The 18658-nt window shown below is 34.5% G+C and carries 21 protein-coding genes; 16 read left to right on the top strand and 5 right to left on the bottom strand.

The features are described 5' to 3' along the window. Positions 1-52 precede the first annotated feature (52 nt). The 12 genes from BCI01S_RS15505 to BCI01S_RS15450 all read left to right on the top strand — a co-directional run bounded on the left by BCI01S_RS15505 (position 53) and on the right by BCI01S_RS15450 (position 11357). Positions 53-292, top strand: coding sequence for a hypothetical protein (locus tag BCI01S_RS15505; protein ID WP_047941755.1), 240 nt, complete (start codon positions 53-55; stop codon positions 290-292). 123 nt (positions 293-415) lie between these two features. Next, positions 416-1549 carry a GerAB/ArcD/ProY family transporter gene (locus BCI01S_RS15500; protein ID WP_047941754.1) on the top strand — a complete coding sequence of 378 codons (1134 nt, stop codon included), beginning with the start codon at positions 416-418 and terminating at the stop codon, positions 1547-1549. Positions 1550-1611: 62 nt separating this feature from the next. Continuing rightward, positions 1612-2730, top strand: coding sequence for a GerAB/ArcD/ProY family transporter (locus BCI01S_RS15495; protein ID WP_047941753.1), 1119 nt, complete (start codon positions 1612-1614; stop codon positions 2728-2730). After that, positions 2727-4319, top strand: coding sequence for a spore germination protein (locus BCI01S_RS15490; protein ID WP_061799918.1), 1593 nt, complete (start codon positions 2727-2729; stop codon positions 4317-4319). Before BCI01S_RS15495 ends, BCI01S_RS15490 begins: the two co-directional genes overlap by 4 nt. Next, positions 4316-5512 (top strand): Ger(x)C family spore germination protein, encoded by a 1197-nt coding sequence (locus BCI01S_RS15485; RefSeq protein ID WP_047941751.1) that lies wholly within the window; start codon positions 4316-4318, stop codon positions 5510-5512. Before BCI01S_RS15490 ends, BCI01S_RS15485 begins: the two co-directional genes overlap by 4 nt. A gap of 163 nt (positions 5513-5675) precedes the next feature. Beyond that, the gene (locus tag BCI01S_RS15480) at positions 5676-6023 is read left to right on the top strand and encodes a lmo0954 family membrane protein (RefSeq protein ID WP_047941750.1); all 348 of its coding nucleotides are present in this window, start codon (positions 5676-5678) and stop codon (positions 6021-6023) included. Positions 6024-6035: 12 nt separating this feature from the next. Then, positions 6036-6686, top strand: coding sequence for a PspA/IM30 family protein (locus BCI01S_RS15475; RefSeq protein ID WP_047941749.1), 651 nt, complete (start codon positions 6036-6038; stop codon positions 6684-6686). 96 nt (positions 6687-6782) lie between these two features. After that, positions 6783-7517 (top strand): cell wall-active antibiotics response protein LiaF, encoded by a 735-nt coding sequence (gene liaF / locus BCI01S_RS15470; RefSeq protein ID WP_047941748.1) that lies wholly within the window; start codon positions 6783-6785, stop codon positions 7515-7517. After that, positions 7514-8560 (top strand): sensor histidine kinase, encoded by a 1047-nt coding sequence (locus BCI01S_RS15465; protein WP_047941747.1) that lies wholly within the window; start codon positions 7514-7516, stop codon positions 8558-8560. The genes liaF and BCI01S_RS15465 overlap by 4 nt, the downstream gene beginning before the upstream one ends. Then, positions 8553-9185 carry a response regulator gene (locus tag BCI01S_RS15460; protein ID WP_047941746.1) on the top strand — a complete coding sequence of 211 codons (633 nt, stop codon included), beginning with the start codon at positions 8553-8555 and terminating at the stop codon, positions 9183-9185. Before BCI01S_RS15465 ends, BCI01S_RS15460 begins: the two co-directional genes overlap by 8 nt. Before the next feature lie 201 nt (positions 9186-9386). Then, positions 9387-10712: an oligosaccharide flippase family protein gene (locus BCI01S_RS15455; RefSeq protein WP_047941745.1), complete on the top strand. Its 1326-nt coding sequence runs from the start codon at positions 9387-9389 to the stop codon at positions 10710-10712. 87 nt (positions 10713-10799) lie between these two features. Beyond that, positions 10800-11357, top strand: a complete 558-nt coding sequence (locus BCI01S_RS15450) for an RNA polymerase sigma factor (RefSeq protein WP_047941744.1) — start codon at positions 10800-10802, stop codon at positions 11355-11357. Between the two features lie 159 nt (positions 11358-11516). Here the strand turns inward: BCI01S_RS15450 and BCI01S_RS15445 are convergent, their stop codons facing one another. Next, positions 11517-11765 (bottom strand): YbyB family protein, encoded by a 249-nt coding sequence (locus BCI01S_RS15445; RefSeq protein WP_061799916.1) that lies wholly within the window; start codon positions 11763-11765, stop codon positions 11517-11519. A 120-nt stretch (positions 11766-11885) separates the two neighbouring features. On the opposite strand from BCI01S_RS15445, the gene BCI01S_RS15440 reads away from it, so the two are divergent. The 3 genes from BCI01S_RS15440 (at position 11886) to BCI01S_RS15430 (ending at position 13999) form a co-directional block, all read left to right on the top strand. Beyond that, complete coding sequence (locus tag BCI01S_RS15440; protein ID WP_061799914.1) at positions 11886-12818, top strand: magnesium transporter CorA family protein; 933 nt, start codon at positions 11886-11888, stop codon at positions 12816-12818. A 105-nt stretch (positions 12819-12923) separates the two neighbouring features. Further along, positions 12924-13427, top strand: a complete 504-nt coding sequence (locus BCI01S_RS15435) for an acyl-CoA thioesterase (protein ID WP_047941825.1) — start codon at positions 12924-12926, stop codon at positions 13425-13427. Between the two features lie 287 nt (positions 13428-13714). Continuing rightward, complete coding sequence (locus tag BCI01S_RS15430) at positions 13715-13999, top strand: hypothetical protein (RefSeq protein ID WP_047941741.1); 285 nt, start codon at positions 13715-13717, stop codon at positions 13997-13999. Between the two features lie 59 nt (positions 14000-14058). Here BCI01S_RS15430 and BCI01S_RS15425 read toward each other — a convergent pair whose 3' ends face one another. From BCI01S_RS15425 to BCI01S_RS15415, 3 genes are all read right to left on the bottom strand, one after another. Next, positions 14059-14697, bottom strand: a complete 639-nt coding sequence (locus tag BCI01S_RS15425) for a Bax inhibitor-1/YccA family protein (RefSeq protein ID WP_047941740.1) — start codon at positions 14695-14697, stop codon at positions 14059-14061. Positions 14698-14759: 62 nt separating this feature from the next. After that, positions 14760-15146, bottom strand: coding sequence for a large conductance mechanosensitive channel protein MscL (mscL, locus tag BCI01S_RS15420; RefSeq protein ID WP_061799912.1), 387 nt, complete (start codon positions 15144-15146; stop codon positions 14760-14762). 144 nt (positions 15147-15290) lie between these two features. After that, a complete protein-coding gene (locus BCI01S_RS15415; RefSeq protein WP_061799910.1) occupies positions 15291-15563 on the bottom strand; it encodes an acylphosphatase in 273 nt (90 codons plus the stop codon). Between the two features lie 505 nt (positions 15564-16068). Here BCI01S_RS15415 and BCI01S_RS15410 point away from each other — a divergent pair. Then, complete coding sequence (locus BCI01S_RS15410) at positions 16069-17187, top strand: DUF4309 domain-containing protein (RefSeq protein ID WP_061799909.1); 1119 nt, start codon at positions 16069-16071, stop codon at positions 17185-17187. 97 nt (positions 17188-17284) lie between these two features. Here BCI01S_RS15410 and BCI01S_RS15405 read toward each other — a convergent pair whose 3' ends face one another. Beyond that, positions 17285-18517, bottom strand: coding sequence for an aminopeptidase (locus tag BCI01S_RS15405; protein ID WP_061799902.1), 1233 nt, complete (start codon positions 18515-18517; stop codon positions 17285-17287). Between the last annotated feature and the right edge of the window lie 141 nt (positions 18518-18658).

Raw genomic sequence — 18658 nt, 5'->3', positions numbered from 1 at the left:
AATTTCACAAGATAATACCATAAATAAACAAAGCACTAAAAGGAAGGGTTAAATGGTAACTTTTGCTTATCTACTAATATTTACATCTATGAGTGTTTTAACAATTGTTCTGGATATTTTTGTATTTCATGATGGATTTATGAAATGTATAAAAAGAATATACGACGCCGAAGTTGGTGCAGGAGCTATTACCATTGTATTTACTGCGATATTAGGCTTTGTCTGGTCGGTCGTAGTGGATATTCGACTATGGAAAAATAAAAAACAAAGAAGGCAGAAAACTCAAGGATAATTACTCCATTTAGATACCAGTTGCACAACAGAGTATAGAAGTTTCTGCCAGGGCTGGCCCGGAATACTAATAAAGCAAAAGATGAGGCGCTTGCGCTTTTCTAAAAGGAAGTGTGTTACAGGCATGTTAAAAGAAAGCATTTCATTAACTCAATTGGCGGCAGTTGTTTTTAATTTCCAAATTGGAAGTACGATTGTAATAGGCCTTGGATTAAAAGCAAAAGAGGATGCATGGATTGTGCTTCTAATTGCTTTAGGATTAGGAATTATTATCACCCTATTTTATATCTATATGTTTTCTTTAACTCCTGGGAAAAATTTATTTGAGATGTTCGAATATTGCTTTAATCGGCCGATTGCAAAGGGGCTTAGTCTCGTTTATGCAGCTTATTTTTTTTATTATAGCTGTCGAATTATCCGCGACTTTGGAGAGTTGATAGCAAGTACAGTACTTCCCTTAACACCGATTGAGATTTCCACCATTATGCTAGTGTTCGTAATGGGATATATATTGTATATGGGTGTGGAGGTTCTTGCGAGAACCGCAGAGATATTCACTCCTTATGCATTTATCTTCATCATGCTTTTATTTATTTTCTTATATGTTGGTAAAAACCTTGATTTCTCTAATATAAAACCAGTATTAGCTGACGGCTTTAAGCCCTTATGGACTGCTGTGTTTCCCTATGAAATTGTACGGCCGTATGGACAATTACTCGTTTTAACCTTTATATTGAGCAATGTTTCAAATGCTAAATATAGCAAAAAGATTATTATTTATAGTGTTCTGATTTCAAGTTTATTATTGCTGGTTACATCATTGATGATTATTTTGTCTTTAGGATACGAGCTCGGATTACGTTCCAATTTCCCCTTATTAAGTGCAGCTCGACTTGTTTCTATTGGGAATTTTCTACAACGGATCGATGCTATTGTAGTTTTCTGTATGATGCTCGGAACACTTGTAAAAAGCTGTATTTATATATATGGAGGATTAAAGGCAATCGAGTACATTTTTGGTCAATCATTTCGGTATTTTTCGATTCCGATGATTTGTATTGTAGGAGTATTCACAACATTAATTGCGCGAAATTATACCGATCATATGGAGGAGGGATTGCAGTCTAATCCTTTTCTGTTACATCTTCCATTACAATTTGGCCTGCCGGCATTAATGGTATTTATCATGTTAATAAAACATTGGAATAAATCTAACTCCAAGAAAAAAGCAAAAAGTGGAGGACAGAATGTGTTTTAGGAAATAGCGATGAGCGAAATTTTGATTACATTAAATTAAAACCGATAAGGTGCTGAGTGATTATGTTGACAGAAAAACTATCTTTAACCCAAATATTTACGATGATTATCAATTTCCTTCTTGGAAGTTCTATCGTAATTGGCATAGGAATGGAAGCCAAAAGAGATGCATGGATAGTTGTTTTAATTGGAATGATTGTCGGCGTAATTATAATAAGTTTTTATCTTTATTTAATGTCATTGCTTCCAGGGAAAAACTTATATGAGATGATGGAATATTGTTTTTCTAGAAAAGTTGCTATCACTTTAGCTCTCGTGTACTTAAGTTATTTTATCTATGTTTCTGCAAGAGTAATTAGAGACTTTGGGGAATTGATCACTTCTGCCATTCTGCCTGTGACACCTATAGAATTTACGATATTAGCGCTTATGTTAGTAATTGGCTATATCTTATATTTAGGGATTGAAGTATTAGGAAGAACAGCTGAAATATTTAGTCCCTATATGTTTTTATTTATCATCCTGCTGTTTATTTTTTTATACGCTGGAGACAAAATAAACCTCACCAATGTACAGCCAGTTTTAAGTAATGGGATAAAGCCAATAATGAAAGCGGCTATTCCATCTATCATTGCCTTCCCCTTTGGAGAGTTAATAGCATTTACGGTTATTTTCGCTCATATTGGAGAGTTTAAGGCAACGAAGAAGGTTGCCTTAATTAGTGTTATTGTTGCAAGTATCATCTTACTATCTTCCGTTTTTATCATTATAGCCACCTTAGGGGAAAATACAGCAATGCGAGCAAATTTTCCACTATTAATAGCGGCAAGACTTGTTAGTATAGGGGAGTTTTTGGAAAGGATTGACGTGCTCGTTGTGTTTATTATGATGCTGGGAATATTAATCAAAAGTTCTGTGTTTCTATATGGCGGCTTAAAAGGAATGGAGTATGTTTTTCGGATACCTTACCGATATTTTGCTATGCCTGTTGCCTGTATCACAACGATGTTTAGCATCTTCATTTCTACGGATTTTTCGGATCATATTGTGGAAGGGTTAAATGTAGACTTATTTCTTGTTCATGTTCCACTGGAACTTATGGTACCTATTTTGATTACATTTGTGTTGTTAATAAAAAAATGGAAAGAACAAAGGGATGAAAAAAGGGGGTTAAAAATATGAATTATTTTAAAAAATTGATGTCTATAAATAGCAAAAAAGAAATACCCTCTAAAGTCGTTCCGACCGAAGCGAAAGAAATAGGGATAGAAGAACTTACCTTTGAAGCATTGAGAGAAGTGATAGGTTTAACCTTTGGAAATACAGCTGATTTGCAGTCAGATGTGATTCGAGTAGGAAAAAGTGAGGGATGTATTTATTATTTAGAAACTGTAGTAAATACAGAAATGTTAAAAGAGATGTTAGGGAATACGTTAGAGAATTCAGCAGATAAAGATATTGTTGTTGATACAATTGAAGACCTACAGAGCTTAAGTAAAAAGAGCTTTGGTGTTTCAGGATATAAATTATTAAAAAAGGTTAATGAAATTGTTTCTTCTCTCCTGGAAGGACGTATTGTTATTGTTTTTAGAGGTGTTGGGCAGGCGCTTAGTTTAAATTATTTAAATAGTGAAGGCAGGTCAGTAGCCGAGCCTACTACACAGACAGTCGTACGGGGACCAAAGGACTCTTTTGTAGAAGATGCCTCTACAAATATCAATTTAATAAGAAAAAGAATAAGAAACCATCAATTGCGTTTTGAAAAATTTATGATAGGAAACGAAACACGTACAAATGTATACATGGGGTATATGTATTCCATTGCAAATGAAAAAATAGTAGCAGAAGTAAGGTCTCGATTAAATAAAATTAATATTTCTGCTGTCTTCGAGTCAGCGAATGTTGAAGAATTAATTGTAGATAAAAGTTTGACTGTTTTTCCGTTAGCGATGAATACAGAGCGTCCAGATGCAGTAGCTACCTATTTAATGGATGCAAAAATTGTCATCATCATTGATGGATCGCCATTTGTATTAATCGTTCCGGCTGTACTGACTGATTTTTTCACTTCTCCGGAAGATAACTATCAAAACTATTTTATGAGTAGTTTTGTTCGTTTAATTCGCTACCTATCTTTTATGATTGGTTTAATTATGCCTTCCGCTTATGTAGGAGTTTTGACCTTTCACCCAGAACTGCTGCCAACTACTTTATTACTGAGTGTTATTGCACAGCGGGAGGATGTACCTTTTCCAGCTGTAGTGGAAGTGTTTATCATGGAAATTACTTTTGAAATTTTAAGAGAGGCAGGGGTAAGAATGCCGCGGGCCGTTGGTCAGACGGTTTCGATTGTAGGAGCATTAGTTATTGGACAGGCAGCCGCTGAAGCGGGAATCATTTCCAATATTATGGTTATTATTGTCGCGATTACTGCGATTGCTAATTTCGTTTTTCCTAATTATAGCTTCGCGAACGCATCTAGACTTATTCGATTCGTTCTTATCATTGTTGCCTCTATTTTAGGGTTATATGGGGTTCTTTTAATACTTGTATTTATGGTTGTACACTTAAGTTCTCTTCGTTCCTTTGGGGTTCCTTATTTAGCACCTGTTGCTCCATTTATTGTCGAAGATCAAAAAGATGTATTTGTTCGTTTTCCACTATGGTCCATTAATAAGCGTTCTTCCTATTTAAGTCCAAATGTAAAGAATAAGCAAAAGCCACAAGGGTCCCCGTCTCCGCCTAAACCGGAAAGTGGGAAGAAAAAGTGAAGAAAATTTGTGTCTTTCTATGTATATTAAACTGTTTGTTTCTATTAACTGGTTGTTGGGATCGAAAAGAATTATCAGAAATTAAATTAGTGGCAGGAATGGCCATTGATAAAGGCGAAAATGCAAAATATAAATTGACAGTAGAGGCCTTAAATGCAGTAGAATTAAATACCCAAACTGCTTCTGGAAATGCTCCGACAATAGTAGAAGGCATTGAGGGAAACACTATTTCTGAAATTACGCATCTCTTAAATGAGTACTATGCACAGTTCCTGGTTTTCTCTCATATGAAGATACTGGTAATCAGCGAGGAAATAGCTAGGTCGGGAATGCTTGATTTTATTGACTTCTTGGAAAGGAATAGGGAAATACGGGATGACTTTAATATTATTATTGCAAAAGATGGAAAGGCAGAAGATATTTTAAAAATAGTTGCCCATTATAGAAAGGCTTCCTCTTTAAAGTTATCCCCGCAATTGGATCATTTATTAGAGGATTGGGGAGGAGACCCAGGAATGAGTATTATTGAGTTTATCTCCGAATTGAACCTAGAAGGGAAAGAACCAGTGTTAGCTACTGTCCGCGTAAAAGGAGATGTAGAAAAAGGAAAGAGTATGGAAAATATCATGAAGGTGACTCCTGATGCAATAGTAGTCGTTGATTCTCTGGCGATATTTAAAAAGGGCAAATTGGTCGGTTTTCTGAGCATGGAAGATTCGAGAAATTATTTGTGGATTAGAAATAAATTAAAAACTACTTCTTTGTCCATTAAATGCAAACAGGGAGACTATAGTTCTGTGCGTGTAACAGAATCACAAACAGAAATAACTTCTAAATGGAAGAATAATAAGCCTGCTATTCATGTTGGGATAAAAGCAGAAGGATATCTGGAGGGAACACAATGCTATAAAAGTGTAGATAAGCTAGGTACCATTGAAAAATATGAAAAACTAGTGAATAAAGTTTTATCCCAAGAAATATCCAATAGCATTTCACATGTTCAAAGCCAATATGAATCAGATATTTACGGATTTGGAGAAGCAATGAGACGACAAGACTATGATTCATTTATGAAAATAAAAGACAAGTGGGATCAAGAATTTTCAAAAGCAGATATTAAAGTAGATGTAGATTTTGTTCTGAGAAGATCAGGAATTCGCTCCAAGAGCTTTTTGACAGGTACAGAAAAATAATTACTAAAGGAGAAAAACTGTTCCATTATGAACAGTTTTTTCTTTGCTTATTAGGATTAGTATTTTCTAAGACTAAAGTTGTAGAGCAAAATCAAGCTAAGGCATGTTATGAAAGAAACAGGAAGAAGGTAACATAGTAGATAAGAAAGGAGCGAAACGCAAAATGAAAAAATTTGGTTTATTTCTTATTGGGGCGGCCGCCTCTATCATCCTTTTATCACAGATAGGTCCAATACTCGGTTTAGTTATTAGTGCAGCAATTCTTTATTTTGCCTTTAAGCAATACACGAAAGCAACAAGCACATCAGGAAAGCTGGGGTGGGGGATAGCAGGAGTGATTATGCTTATTATAACAGCAAGTAACCTGCCAGCGATCATCGGATTAGCAGCCGCGTATGTATTGTATCTTGTTTACAAAAAGTGGAACAACAAGCAGACCATTATTACAAATAAAACAGCGGATGACCCTTTTGCAAATTTTGAAAAACAGTGGTCAGAATTAAATAAATAAGGAGAGGTTAATATGACAAATCTATTAGAAAGAATAAAAAATACGGTAATGGCAGACATTAATCATTTATTAGATAAGAAGGAAGAAAAAAATCCAATCGCGCTTTTAAATCAATATGTAAGAGAATGTGAGAAAGAGACAGATAAAGTAAAAAAAATGGTCGAAAGACAATATAAATTAAAAGAAGAGTTCATGAAGGAATTACAACAGGCTGAACAAATGGCGGAGAAAAGACAAAGACAGGCTGAGGTGGCTGGCAAAGCAGGAGAAGAAGAGCTTTTTGCTTATGCTAAGCAGGAGCAGACTCATTATGAAGAAAGAGTATTACGCTTAACCGAATCGTTAAAAAATACAGAGCAGCAATTGCATGAAATAGAAACGAAATATATGGATATGAAACATAAATTGAAGGATATGAAAATACGCCAGATGGAACTGATGGCAAAAGAAAATATAACAAAAGCACACCATACAATGAATAAAGTATTAGAAGAAAAACAGGCGAGTCCAACAAATCCAACACGCTTTAGCGAAATGGAACAATATATAGAAACGTTAGAAGAAAAAATAAATACAGAATATTATAAACAAACAATGGACGAAAAGTTAGCAGCATTAGAGAAAGATATGCTAAAAAAAGAAGATGACTCCATTTCCTTATAAAAAAATGGTATTCTAAAAGAGGCTGGTGTGGTAAAGCCAGCCTTCAATTATTTAAGATCTTCATCCAAATAAAATAAAGAAGGGAGAGAATAGCCAATGTTTAAACAATTAAAAGATAACTATGCAAATTGGTTTTATGTAGTTGGAGGTTTTTTGTTATTAGAAATCTTCGTCTTTAATCCCGGACTAATCTTTTCCCTTCTTGTTTCAATTGGCATGATTTATATATCAAAGAAATCACGGCAAGGCGGAGCTGGAAAGATTCTTTTTTGGATAGGGAGCCTGCTTTTAATCATTAGCATACTAAATATGGTTACAGTGAAAATTATCTTGTTTACACTCCTTGCCTATTACCTTTTTCAATTATTTCAAAAAAAGAATAATGAGGATATTATAAAACCAATCATAAAGGATAAGGAAACGGCCATACAGACAGACGAAATAAAAATAAAGAAAAAGCCCTTATTTACGAATTCTCTCTTTAGCCGTAATACCACACCAGATCACGTATATGAATGGGATGATATCAATATTCAGGGTGGCATAACGAATACTACTGTGGATCTTAGTTACACGGTGTTACCAGAAGGAGAAACAGTTATTATGATTCGAAATATTGTAGGAGATGTGAAGGTATATATCCCTTATGATATGGATGTTAGTATTCACCATTCCAGTTTATTTGGTTCCTATCAAATATTTGGTGAAGCTGAAGAAAATATATGGAATCAAAATATAAGCATTCGGACAGCTGGATATGATCAGGCTGAGACTAGAGTGAAAATTTTCACCTCATTAATTACTGGTAGCTTAGAGGTGAAAAGAATATGAGTATTATAACGAGACAAATTTTGTGGGGAGTATGTGCATCCCTTCTTTTACTTGTATTCTTTTCCATAAGCTATCTAATCGTCTTTCCGCCGGCAACCTGGAGTGCTTTGTGGGAAAAAGAGGTAATGGATGTTCCATTTATTTTATTTTTAATCAGTGTAGATATTACATTAGGTGTTTTAATTGGTTATTTATCAGGATTTTCCTGGAAAAAACAAATCCGTTCCATAGAAGAAACCTTACATACAATGGATAAAATGGAGTATTATCCAGTTCAGCCAATTGGTTCCACAGAGGAGCTCCAATCTTTAAGCTATAGAATCATTCAGCTGCAGAATCAATTAGTGGAACAAATGAAGCTATCTCAAAAACTCGTAAATGAGAAAGCGGAAGATCAAGAGGTGAAGGTTCAAACTGTCATTATTGCAGAGCGAAATCGTTTGGCCAGAGAATTGCACGATTCTGTGAGCCAACAATTATTTGCAGCATCGATGCTGTTATCAGCAATTAATGAAACAAGACCGAAAACGAATGATCATGAATCACGGCAATTACAGCTAGTAGAGGAAACGATTCAGCAGTCTCAATTAGAGATGAGAGCTTTATTGCTTCATTTACGACCAATCGCTTTAAAAGGAAAAACGTTAAAAGCGGGAATTATAGAATTATTACATGAACTACAGCAAAAGGTATCTTTGGAAATGGAAATGAAACTAGAAGATATCGATTTGGATAAAGGAATTGAAGATCATCTTTTTCGAATTCTTCAAGAATCGGTATCCAATACATTAAGACATGCAAAGGCAAGTTCCTTAGAAGTACAGCTTATTCAGAGGGAGGCATTTGTTATATTGCGAATAATCGATGATGGTGTCGGCTTTAATGTGGATAAGAGGAAAGCAGGATCTTATGGACTTCAAAATATGCACGAAAGAGCAGCTGAAATTGGCGGAGTATTAAAATTAATAAGTTTGGAAAATAAAGGAACAAGATTAGAAGTGAAAGTGCCAATTTTGGGAAGAAAGGAGGATTTAAATGATTAGAGTATTGCTAGTGGATGATCATGAAATGGTGCGGATTGGAGTCTCTTCTTATTTATCTGCACAGACAGATATTGAAGTTGTTGCAGAGGCGGAAAATGGCAGTAAAGCTGTTGAGCTTGCTCTTCAATTAAAGCCAGATGTGATTTTGATGGATTTAGTAATGGATGAAATGGATGGAATTGAGGCAACGAGGCAAATAATAGAAGCATGGCAGGAGGCAAAGATAATTATTGTCACCAGTTTTCTTGATGATGAGAAGGTATATCCTGCTTTGCAGGCGGGTGCAACAAGCTATATGCTCAAAACATCCAAGGCGAGTGAAATTGCAAGAGCTGTGCGCGAAACATATCAAGGCCAAATTGTCCTAGAGCCTGAAGTTACTGATAAAATGATGACAAAAATGCGAGAAAAGAAAACTACGCCTCTGCACGAAGAGCTAACTACCCGAGAAATGGAGATTCTCTTGTTGATGGCGGAGGGGAAAAGTAATCAGGAAATTGCAGACGAATTATTTATTGCATTAAAAACAGTGAAAACACATGTAAGTAATATATTAAGTAAACTGCAAGTACAGGATCGCACTCAGGCTGTCATTTACGCTTTTAAGCACTCACTTGTAGAATAAACAAAAAATAAAAAACCTTATATGCAAGTGAATAGGTCCCTTAATCAAACGTTTAATTAAGACATTTCTCTCTCTTCAATTAAGAAAAAGACAATCTAGGAAAATATTTTTTGAACTTGTCTCATATGATGATAAAGAAGAGAAAATAAACACACATCTTTTACTTACATGCTTGTGGAAGATAGATTGAGGGAGAGATTCATGAGTTCATTTTATAAAGGGACCTTTTTATTAATTGTTACCGCGTTTTTTGGCGAATGTATCGAATTCATTATTAATATGGTAATGGCAAGGGAACTTGGAGAGCATGGACTAGGTTTATTTATGACCATATTACCTACTATCTTTCTTATTGTACTGCTTGCTACCTTTGAATTGCCAACATCCATTTCGAAATTTATTGCTGAAAAAGATTCCAAATATCATTTATCGATGCTGCAGCAAGTATTAAAGTGGACCATTATTTTTACTATTTTTCTAACCATCATCGCATCTATCATCATACCTTTTATCCCTATTTTTTATTCCTATCATCCACTCTTGAAGTGGCTAGTTATTCTTCTATTGCCGATTATTTCCTTTACTTCTATTGCGAGAGGTTATTTTATGGGAAAACAGCAAATGGGGAAAATTGCGGCTTCTAATTTTTTGAAAAAAATTATTCAATTAGGTTTATTAGTCTTTTTGTTTCAATGGTTTTCCTTTGATTTAAATACTTCTGTATTGATTGCCTTTTTTACCATTGTAGGGAGTGATACAGTTGTATTATTGTACTTATTGCATATGTTTTTCGTGCAATATCAGCGGATTAAAAAGGGGAAAAATGAAAGCATGAATGGGAAAGTCATTTGGAAGGATTTATTATCTGTGTCTATTCCGACAACAGGTCTTCGAATATTTCATGCTCTAACACATGCCATTCAGCCTTTTCTCATCAAAGGGGCACTTGTTGCATCAGGAATAACAGCAGCAAATGCGACAGAACAGTATGGAATGCTTGCAGGGATAGCAATGACGATAGGTTTTTTTCCAGCTTTTATATCCCATAGCTTTATGACAATGCTGATACCAACTGTTTCGAAAGCGTATGTACAAAAAGACTATCCAAAACTACAAAGATTATTGCAGCAAGTGATGATCATAACAGCAATTTATGGAACCATATCTGTTGGGATTTTTTATTTTTACGCGGAAACACTTACGATGACCTTTTTTCACTCTACTCAGGCAGCTATAATTGTGCAGCTTTTATGGCCCTATTTTTTACTTCATTACTTCACCATTCCCATGCAAGCATATTTAATTGGTTTGGGCTTGTTGAAAGATGCGGTTTTTCATAGTGTGTGGGCAACATCATTCTCTTATGCAGCGATTTATTATTTAGGATCTTTAAGCCAGCTTCAAATGAGCGGAATTGCAATTGGAATGAATTTAGGAGCTGTTATATTAGCTTCCATGCATTATTTAACAATATGCAAAAAAATAGGAGTTTCAATGTGGCTGACACCAGTGAATAAATTCCAATAAAAAATTTTAAAAAAAGTGTAGGGATTCGCAGAGGAGCTAGCGTTTATTAAGTAGAATCGTAAAACTGGGAAGGGGAAAAGAAAGAACATGGAATCCCTAATAAATAAAACATATACTGTGGGAAATCAAGAAGAATTATTTGAACATGTCGTGAAGGAATACGGAAAATCAATTTATATCTATATATTATCGCTTGTTAAGCATAAAGAACTAGCGGAAGATTTGTATCAAGAAGTATTAATTTCCGCTTATACCTCATTTGGCAGCTTTGAAGATCACCATAAAGTGAAAAGCTGGCTCTATAAAATTGCTCTAAATAAGTGTAGAGACTACTGGAGAAAAGAGAAAACATCAAAGAAGTTTTGGGAAGAGTCTGTTTATACATATGCAAGAGATACTTCTGTGGCATTGGAACCTGAGGAAACATTAATGAGCAAATGTGAAAAAGAAGAGATGATTGATACATTGGAAGAATTACCAAATATGTATAAAGAACCTTTACTGCTTTTTTATTACCATAATCAAACATTGGTAGAGATAAGCAACCATACAAAAACGCCATTATCAACGGTCAAAACAAGAATGAAACGTGCGAAGGATCAATTGAAGCCAAAAGTTATGAATAAAAAGATTGTTTATTTATGAGAGAAAACTTGAATTAGTTGCTTCTCCCTACTGATTCAAGTTTTCCTATTCTGTACATAAATGTCTGATTGCTTTTAACTAATTATCACTAAATGATAGGAACAGTCCAAGTAATGGAAATTCCTTATTCATTCGCAAAATTACATCGAAACTACTAAACTAATTACTATTTCTTTGTTTATTATAGTAATTTACGGAATACATCGCGCCTTCATTTACCATATTGTTGTCACCAATATCATCTGGAGCGGGATTTCCTGCTTTAGAAAGTAAGTCCTCTTGTTGCGTAGAATTGAATTTGCTTTTAAAGCGATGAAAAATGTCTTTCCCTTTTGATGTGAACAGGAAAAAGCTTCCTAATCCAGCCCCGACAATTGCAAAAGTACGCATTGAATTTTTTCCAAACATGAGAGATTCCCTCCTAATTTATTCCTTCTCGTTCCATTCTATTTTTTATTTACCCTATTATAAGTTTTACAAACGTCATTCAGGGAATAATAATAGAAAAGCGATTAAGGGGGGATTCAAGTGAAAAGATACCGTTTAGAGAACTGGGAGTGGTTTCAGCTATTGGAAGAAGCGGATATACAGGAAGTGTCCTTAGAAAAGGGTCCATTAATAAATACATGGTTTCGCGATATAAAAGGAAATCGAAGTAACTATCTTCATATTGATACGTCAGAAGAAGACCAAGAAATATTAAGTGGTTCGCTTATATACCATAGAGAAATAGATAAAAAAGAAGACTATGAAATTTTCCATTTTTTCTTATCAAGGGATACATTAATTACTTATGATTATAAGGATAATAGTTTACATATTGATAGAAACAATCTAATAAAAGAGATAAAGCATGCACAAACACCGATTGAAGGATTTATGGTTATTCTAGGAAAAGTAATGACAGATATTTTGTATCATATAGATGCTTATGAACAACAGTTAGAACAATTGATTTGGGATGTTAAACAAAGAAATAGTATAAAAACATTAGATAAAGTGTATCAGTCTAGACATGAACTTCTTGTTTGGAAGAATGTTATGATCCCTTTTCTTGAAATCAGATACTCATTAGAGGAAGCTTTTGGCGAGGAAATTACCAAAGGAAAAGTATATGCTCGTGTTACTAAGAGAATCGAAAGAGGATTAATTTTGGTGGAAGAATACCAAAAAGAATTAAATAATCTCGTTAATTTTGAAGAGGTAGTATCCCAGCATAGAGGAAACGAAATTATGAAAACCCTGACGGTATTCACTACAATATGTACACCAATTATGGCTTGGGGAGCATTATGGGGAATGAACTTTGAGATTATGCCAGAACTAAAATGGAAATTCGGCTACGTTTTTTCTTTAGCAGTGATTATTGGCTCAACGGTTGTTGTATATTTCTATCTTAAATCACGAGGGTGGATGGGGGATCTGTTAAAAGCCCGGAAGAAAAATTCTTTTTTTCGATAACCCTAATCCAAGCAATATTAGACTCTTCCTCCTAAATTAGCATATAATAAGATGGTAGATATGATAAAAAGGAAGAAAACTCCCATGAATATGCAAGGAGGAGCTATGGAAGAGTCAAAATTTTGTAGTGAGTCACTAGTAGTGAAAACAAGTATTGTTTTTCCAACAGATACCAATACTTATGGAACTTTATTTGGTGGCAAATTAATGGCCTATATTGATGATACAGCTGCTATCTCAGCGATGCGTCATGCAAGACGAGGGATTGTTACTGCTTCGACTGATTCAGTTGATTTTTTGTATCCTATTCATGAGGGAAATGCTGTGTGTCTAGAAGCTTTTGTTACCTATACTGGAACTTCCTCCATGGAGGTATTTGTAAAAGTAACGGCAGAGGATCTAATTTCTGGAGAGCGCCATTTATGCGCACTTAGCTTTCTAACGATGGTTGCCATCGATGAAAATGGAAAGCCGACAAAAGTTCCCAAAGTTATCCCACAAACAGAAGAGGAAAAGAGCCTTTACGAATCAGCGAAGGAACGAGCGGAAGCACGAAAAAAACGGAAGAAAGAAACAGAAGAACTTGCAAAGAAATATAGAAGTTTTTGATGATGGGCAAGGGAATGCCATGTCATTCTCTTGCTTATCCTAGTAATGCATAAAATCATACTAAAGCTAATAAGTTTGTCGAAAGAAAGTCTGGGAAAAAGAGAATATTTTCATTATTGATAAAAATCGATTTTACATGCTGTCGAAATACCAAATTATTTTCCAGGAAATGATGACATTCTCCAAAATATTGTCTAATAACACTGTCTGATTTTGCAGGGGGGATAGTGTTTAATTTCGTTATCCATAATTATTCTATACTATGGGACAGGTGCTAGGAGGTAAAAGTGAAAATATTTTCTCTTTCCTATTTTGTTGTTACAAGAAAGATTGACTTGAATATGGAAATAATCGAAGAAGAAAAAAGTCTTGTTTTATGGAGTGATAGAGTTACTAGCGACGAGCAGACATTTCATTTACACACCATCCATGACATTTCCTTTAAGCCCTCGAGTAATCAATATAAAATGCTATATTTACATACAAATCGTGGAGTGTACTCTTTTGTAATAAAAGATAATCCAGAAGAAATGATTCGATTAATTAGAAGACAAATAGCGGATTATTTATAGGCATACATCTAAAAAAAGGTTTGAGCAAGGAGGTTTTTGACCTCTTTACTCAAACCTTTTTAATCTCTTTCGGACAGAATTCCGAAAATACGTAAGATACTTATAAATAAATTTAGGAAATCGAGATATAAATTTAAAGCCATTAAAGGAACTTGATCTGCTGTTATACCATAATGTTTCATTCGATTAAAATCATACAACACATAGCCGCTAAATATTAGGACACCAATGAAGGAATATGCGAGCATGCCACCTGTTGCTAATGGCCAAAAGATATTGAAAATACCGATAGCAATTAAAGCGATTAGGGAAGCGAGTAACATTCCTCTTAAGAAAGAGAAGTCGCGCTTCGTTTTTGTTGCATATATAGCAACCCCAGCAAACACAATTGTCGTAGTACCCAATGCATTAATGACAACATTTCCGCCAACTGTGGATACATAATAAGAGACGATTGGAAAGGTGGTAATCCCCGAAATAAACGTAAAGGTAAATAAGAAACCATAAGATAATGATTTTCCTCTTCTTGCGAAGATGGCGATTAATAAAAGAACAACTTCTAAAATTGACAAAGGTAAAAATAAATAGGATGGAACAAAATTACCAATCATTGTTCCAATGAATGCTATTCCTAGAGAAAGAGCAAAAGTTCTTAAAACAGAGGGCATATATTCATTACTTGGGCTATATGCATACATTTTTCTTCACTCCTGTATTGTGTTTAATTTATATAGTAATACGAACAACGCGCAAAAAAGTTTCAATTTAAGCCATTTTTATCGCGAACAACATCTGCTTTCAGTAAATCACGGATTTCTTTTAATAGCTCTTCTTTAGTATCAACGGTTACTGCTTCTTCTTGTACCTCTTCCTTTTTCTTAAAGCGGTTTAAGAAGCGGATTACTAAAAAGATAGAGAAAGAAATAATGAAAAAGTCAACAATTCTTTGTATAAAGTTTCCATAATTTATACTTGAATAAGACCATGTTGAGAAATCTACGCCGATAACAAAGTGGGCGAACAGCGGCATGATCAAATCCTCTACTAGTGAACTGACAATTTTGCTGAATGCCGTACCAATAATCACCCCTACTGCTAAATCTATTACGTTACCTTTTATTGCGAATGCTTTAAAGTCTTTCCACATGCGATCCTCCTAATATATGTACATCTTATTTTGTTTTTTAAAATATTATTATTCTGACATGAAAAATTATTATTATCAAGTCAATGAGAACACAATTTAGTAAAAATAGGACATGGCAGAAATCGAATATGTCCTATGAATTATTTAATAAATCACCTTAAAGCTCGAAAATAGTTCTTCTGGCTCACTTTCCTTTATTTCTATATGGTCCACTCTGGCAAAGCGATTTCCCTTTTTTACTTTTTCCATAAAAGCTCGCAGCGTTTCAGAAGAAGCTACAGCCATACATTCCACTGTTCCATCTGCTTTATTGCGAACCCAGCCGGTTACCTGATTTTCCATAGCAATCATTTGGACAAAGTATCGAAAACCTACGCCCTGAACCCTTCCTTTGATTATAAGATGTAGTTGTTTCATTTCGTCCCTCCTAATTTTAAAAATCTTTTATCTCCTTTTTAACGGGCGGTGAACTCAACAAGGAAAAAAGCATTCGAAAAGACCGAGTAAGGTGCTTATATCAGCAAGGGTGAAGAAAATCCGCACAGATTGGAGCTTTCTTTATTTTAATATATAGCAAGCTTTCTTATTAATCATCTCATATTTATTTATATTGACGCAAGTTAGGTCCTTGGATATGGGGAATGGGAGAGCGGATAGTCTATATGATGTGTGTGAAAGGTCTCGGAGAAGGGGGGAGTAGGAGCTGGAAAAAGCTAGATTTGTAGATTGGGGAGCAATTTGGTACTATTAATAAGTATATATGAAGCTCTATAAAAAAATTAGTATCTTTAGTGAGCTTTCAATAATATAACTTATGGTAGTTATGCTTGATTTTAAACAACTAGAACATGACTATCCATAAAGTGAATATCTAACTCCTCCTAAAGGAGTATAGATATGTTTGGAAAATAGGAGAAAGATAATGAAAAGAAATAAATATATCTGGCTGTTATTGGTCGTAGTCATTATAATTGCAGGGATTTTAATCACTTCTATGGTTAATTCCTATCTAACAGAGAAACATAAAAATGAGCTGGATCAAAAACATATGGTGATTAAGAAAGATTTACAATGGACGAAAGATAATGCTTATTTTGAAATAGATATGAACGTGAAAGAGAAAGAGTATGAATTATATATTATAGGAGAAGGAGAAAGGAAATATCAGCAAGTAGAAGCTACGGATCTAGGGGAAAAAGATGATACGATTGTGACTGGAGATTTTGCCTTTTACTTATGGACGAAAGAATACGGAAAGGAAGCAGTGAAACAAGATCTAGAATTACCCAATCCTATGACCTTCAATTTGTTGCAAAAAAATATAGCGACATTTCTTGTTAACCAGCAAAATATTGCGGCTGTTTACCAAGGAGAAGAAGCAAATGAGGTAATGGCCTATTTCTATACCATTCATGATGGAAAATTAGTTACCCTGACTGATTATGGAATGCGTATCTTTAGTAAAAATATCAAAAACATTCAACAAAATTATATACAGACCTTAAGGAAAAAAGATACCGACCAAATGGAATTTGATACATGGATGCTTGAACAGAAAAGCGGGAAATTAGTTAAAGTAGATGGAACTTCTATTGAAAATAAGGATATTATAAATAAATGGCTGGATGATACGGAATTTTACTATCCATATAAAAACTTATCTGTTACTTCTAGTTTAAAAAATTTAGCGGAACAAGGAATGTTGATAGGCGCCCAATATCCAATCGGAACAAATATAAAAGAGATAAAGAAAATTAATTCGAATTATACAATCAAGGATTATAATCAGAAATATAGTCAATTGGATTTTCCTGAGGTTACTTATTACTATGATAAGAAAACCGATCTTGTTACTTCTATTTCTATTCCAGGTATTCGTTTAAAAGAATCAGTACAATCGATTCAAGATACAATCGGGAAGCCAGATGATTTTGTTACGAAAGAGGATGGGTCTATAGCTACTTATACAGCAGGAAACTATAAACTAATCATCCAATTGGACTTATCTCAACGAATTAAATCGATTAGATTGGTAAAATAGGAAGATTAACAAAACAGTAAAATAAAGGATGTTCCGTGAAATGTTTCATAACATAAACATTCCATGGAACATCCTTATTGAACTTGGTTACTAAAAATTAAAATGCCCAGTCTCCATTGCGGAATACTGCTTCTACTTTTCCGTCTGTGGTAATACCGTCAATATTCATTTTGTCTGAACCTATCATAAAGTCGACATGTGTAATACTATCGTTTAGACCTTTTTCAGCTAGTTCTTCACTTGACATCTTTTTTCCCCCTTCAATACAGAATGCATATGCACTTCCGATTGCTAAGTGATTTGAAGCATTTTCATCAAATAAAGTATTGTAGTAAAGAATATTTGATTGAGAAATAGGTGAACGATGTGGTACTAAAGCTACTTCTCCAAGATAATGAGAACCTTCATCTGTTTCAACTAATTGACGAAGAATTTCTTCCCCTTCTTCTGCCTTCACATCGATAATTCGACCATCTTTAAAGGTTACGGAGAAATTATTAATAATGTTTCCGCCATAGCTTAAAGGCTTTGTGCTTGATACAGTTCCATTTACTCCTTTTTTATGTGGAACAGTGAAGACTTCTTCAGTCGGCATATTTGCCATGAATTCAAAACCTTTTTCATTGATGGATCCTGCACCGCACCATAGATGTCCTTCTGGAAGTTCAATCGTTAAATCTGTACCTGGAGCTGTATAATGAAGCTGTTTGTATGCTTTTTCATTTAAGTAATCCACTTTTGTATGAAGTGTTTTATCATGTTCTTTCCATGCTTGGATTGGATCTGCTTGATCTACTCGAATAGCCTTAAATATAGCATCCCATAGTAACTCAACTCTGCTGTTTTCAGGGGCATCTGGGAAAACAAGATTTGCCCAAGCTTTGGATGGAACAGCAATTACGGTCCAGCTTACTTTGTCGGACTGTACATATTTTCGGAATTGGCTTAAAGCTGTACCAGAAGCTTTTTGGAAGTTACTAATTCGTTCAGAATCAATCCCTTTTAAAAGGTCTGGACTAGAAGATACTACTGACATGAAGGCTGCCCCTTCTTCTGCAAGTGCAATCGTCTCTTTTGCTCTAAATTCAGGATATTCTTTAAATGCTTCATCTGGTGCCAATTCGTATTTAGTACGAGTAACGAAATCATCACTCCAATTGACTACAACATTACTTGCGCCAATTTGGTAAGCTTCTTTTACGACAAGACGAACAAACTCTGCTGATTCAATGGATGTATTAATAACAAGCGTTTGTCCTTTTTGGATATTTACACCGACTTTTACTGCGAGTTCTGCATATTTTTGTAGATTTTCTTGAAATGTACTCATTTTTATTCTCCTTTTCTATAAGCGGTTAGCTCTATGTATAACATGAATCCCAATATGGAATGGATGCTGCTTCTATTGTAGCTTTTTTAGAAAGAGAAATAAACTGATTGATCATAACATTAGGATAATAATTGATCTTAG

The sequence above is a fragment of the Niallia circulans NBRC 13626 genome (assembly GCF_001591585.1).
In the GTDB taxonomy this organism is placed as follows: Bacteria; Bacillota; Bacilli; order Bacillales; family Cytobacillaceae; genus Niallia; species Niallia circulans.
The sequence above is the reverse complement of the archived record's forward strand: the minus strand, read 5'-3'. Positions and strand labels throughout refer to the sequence as shown.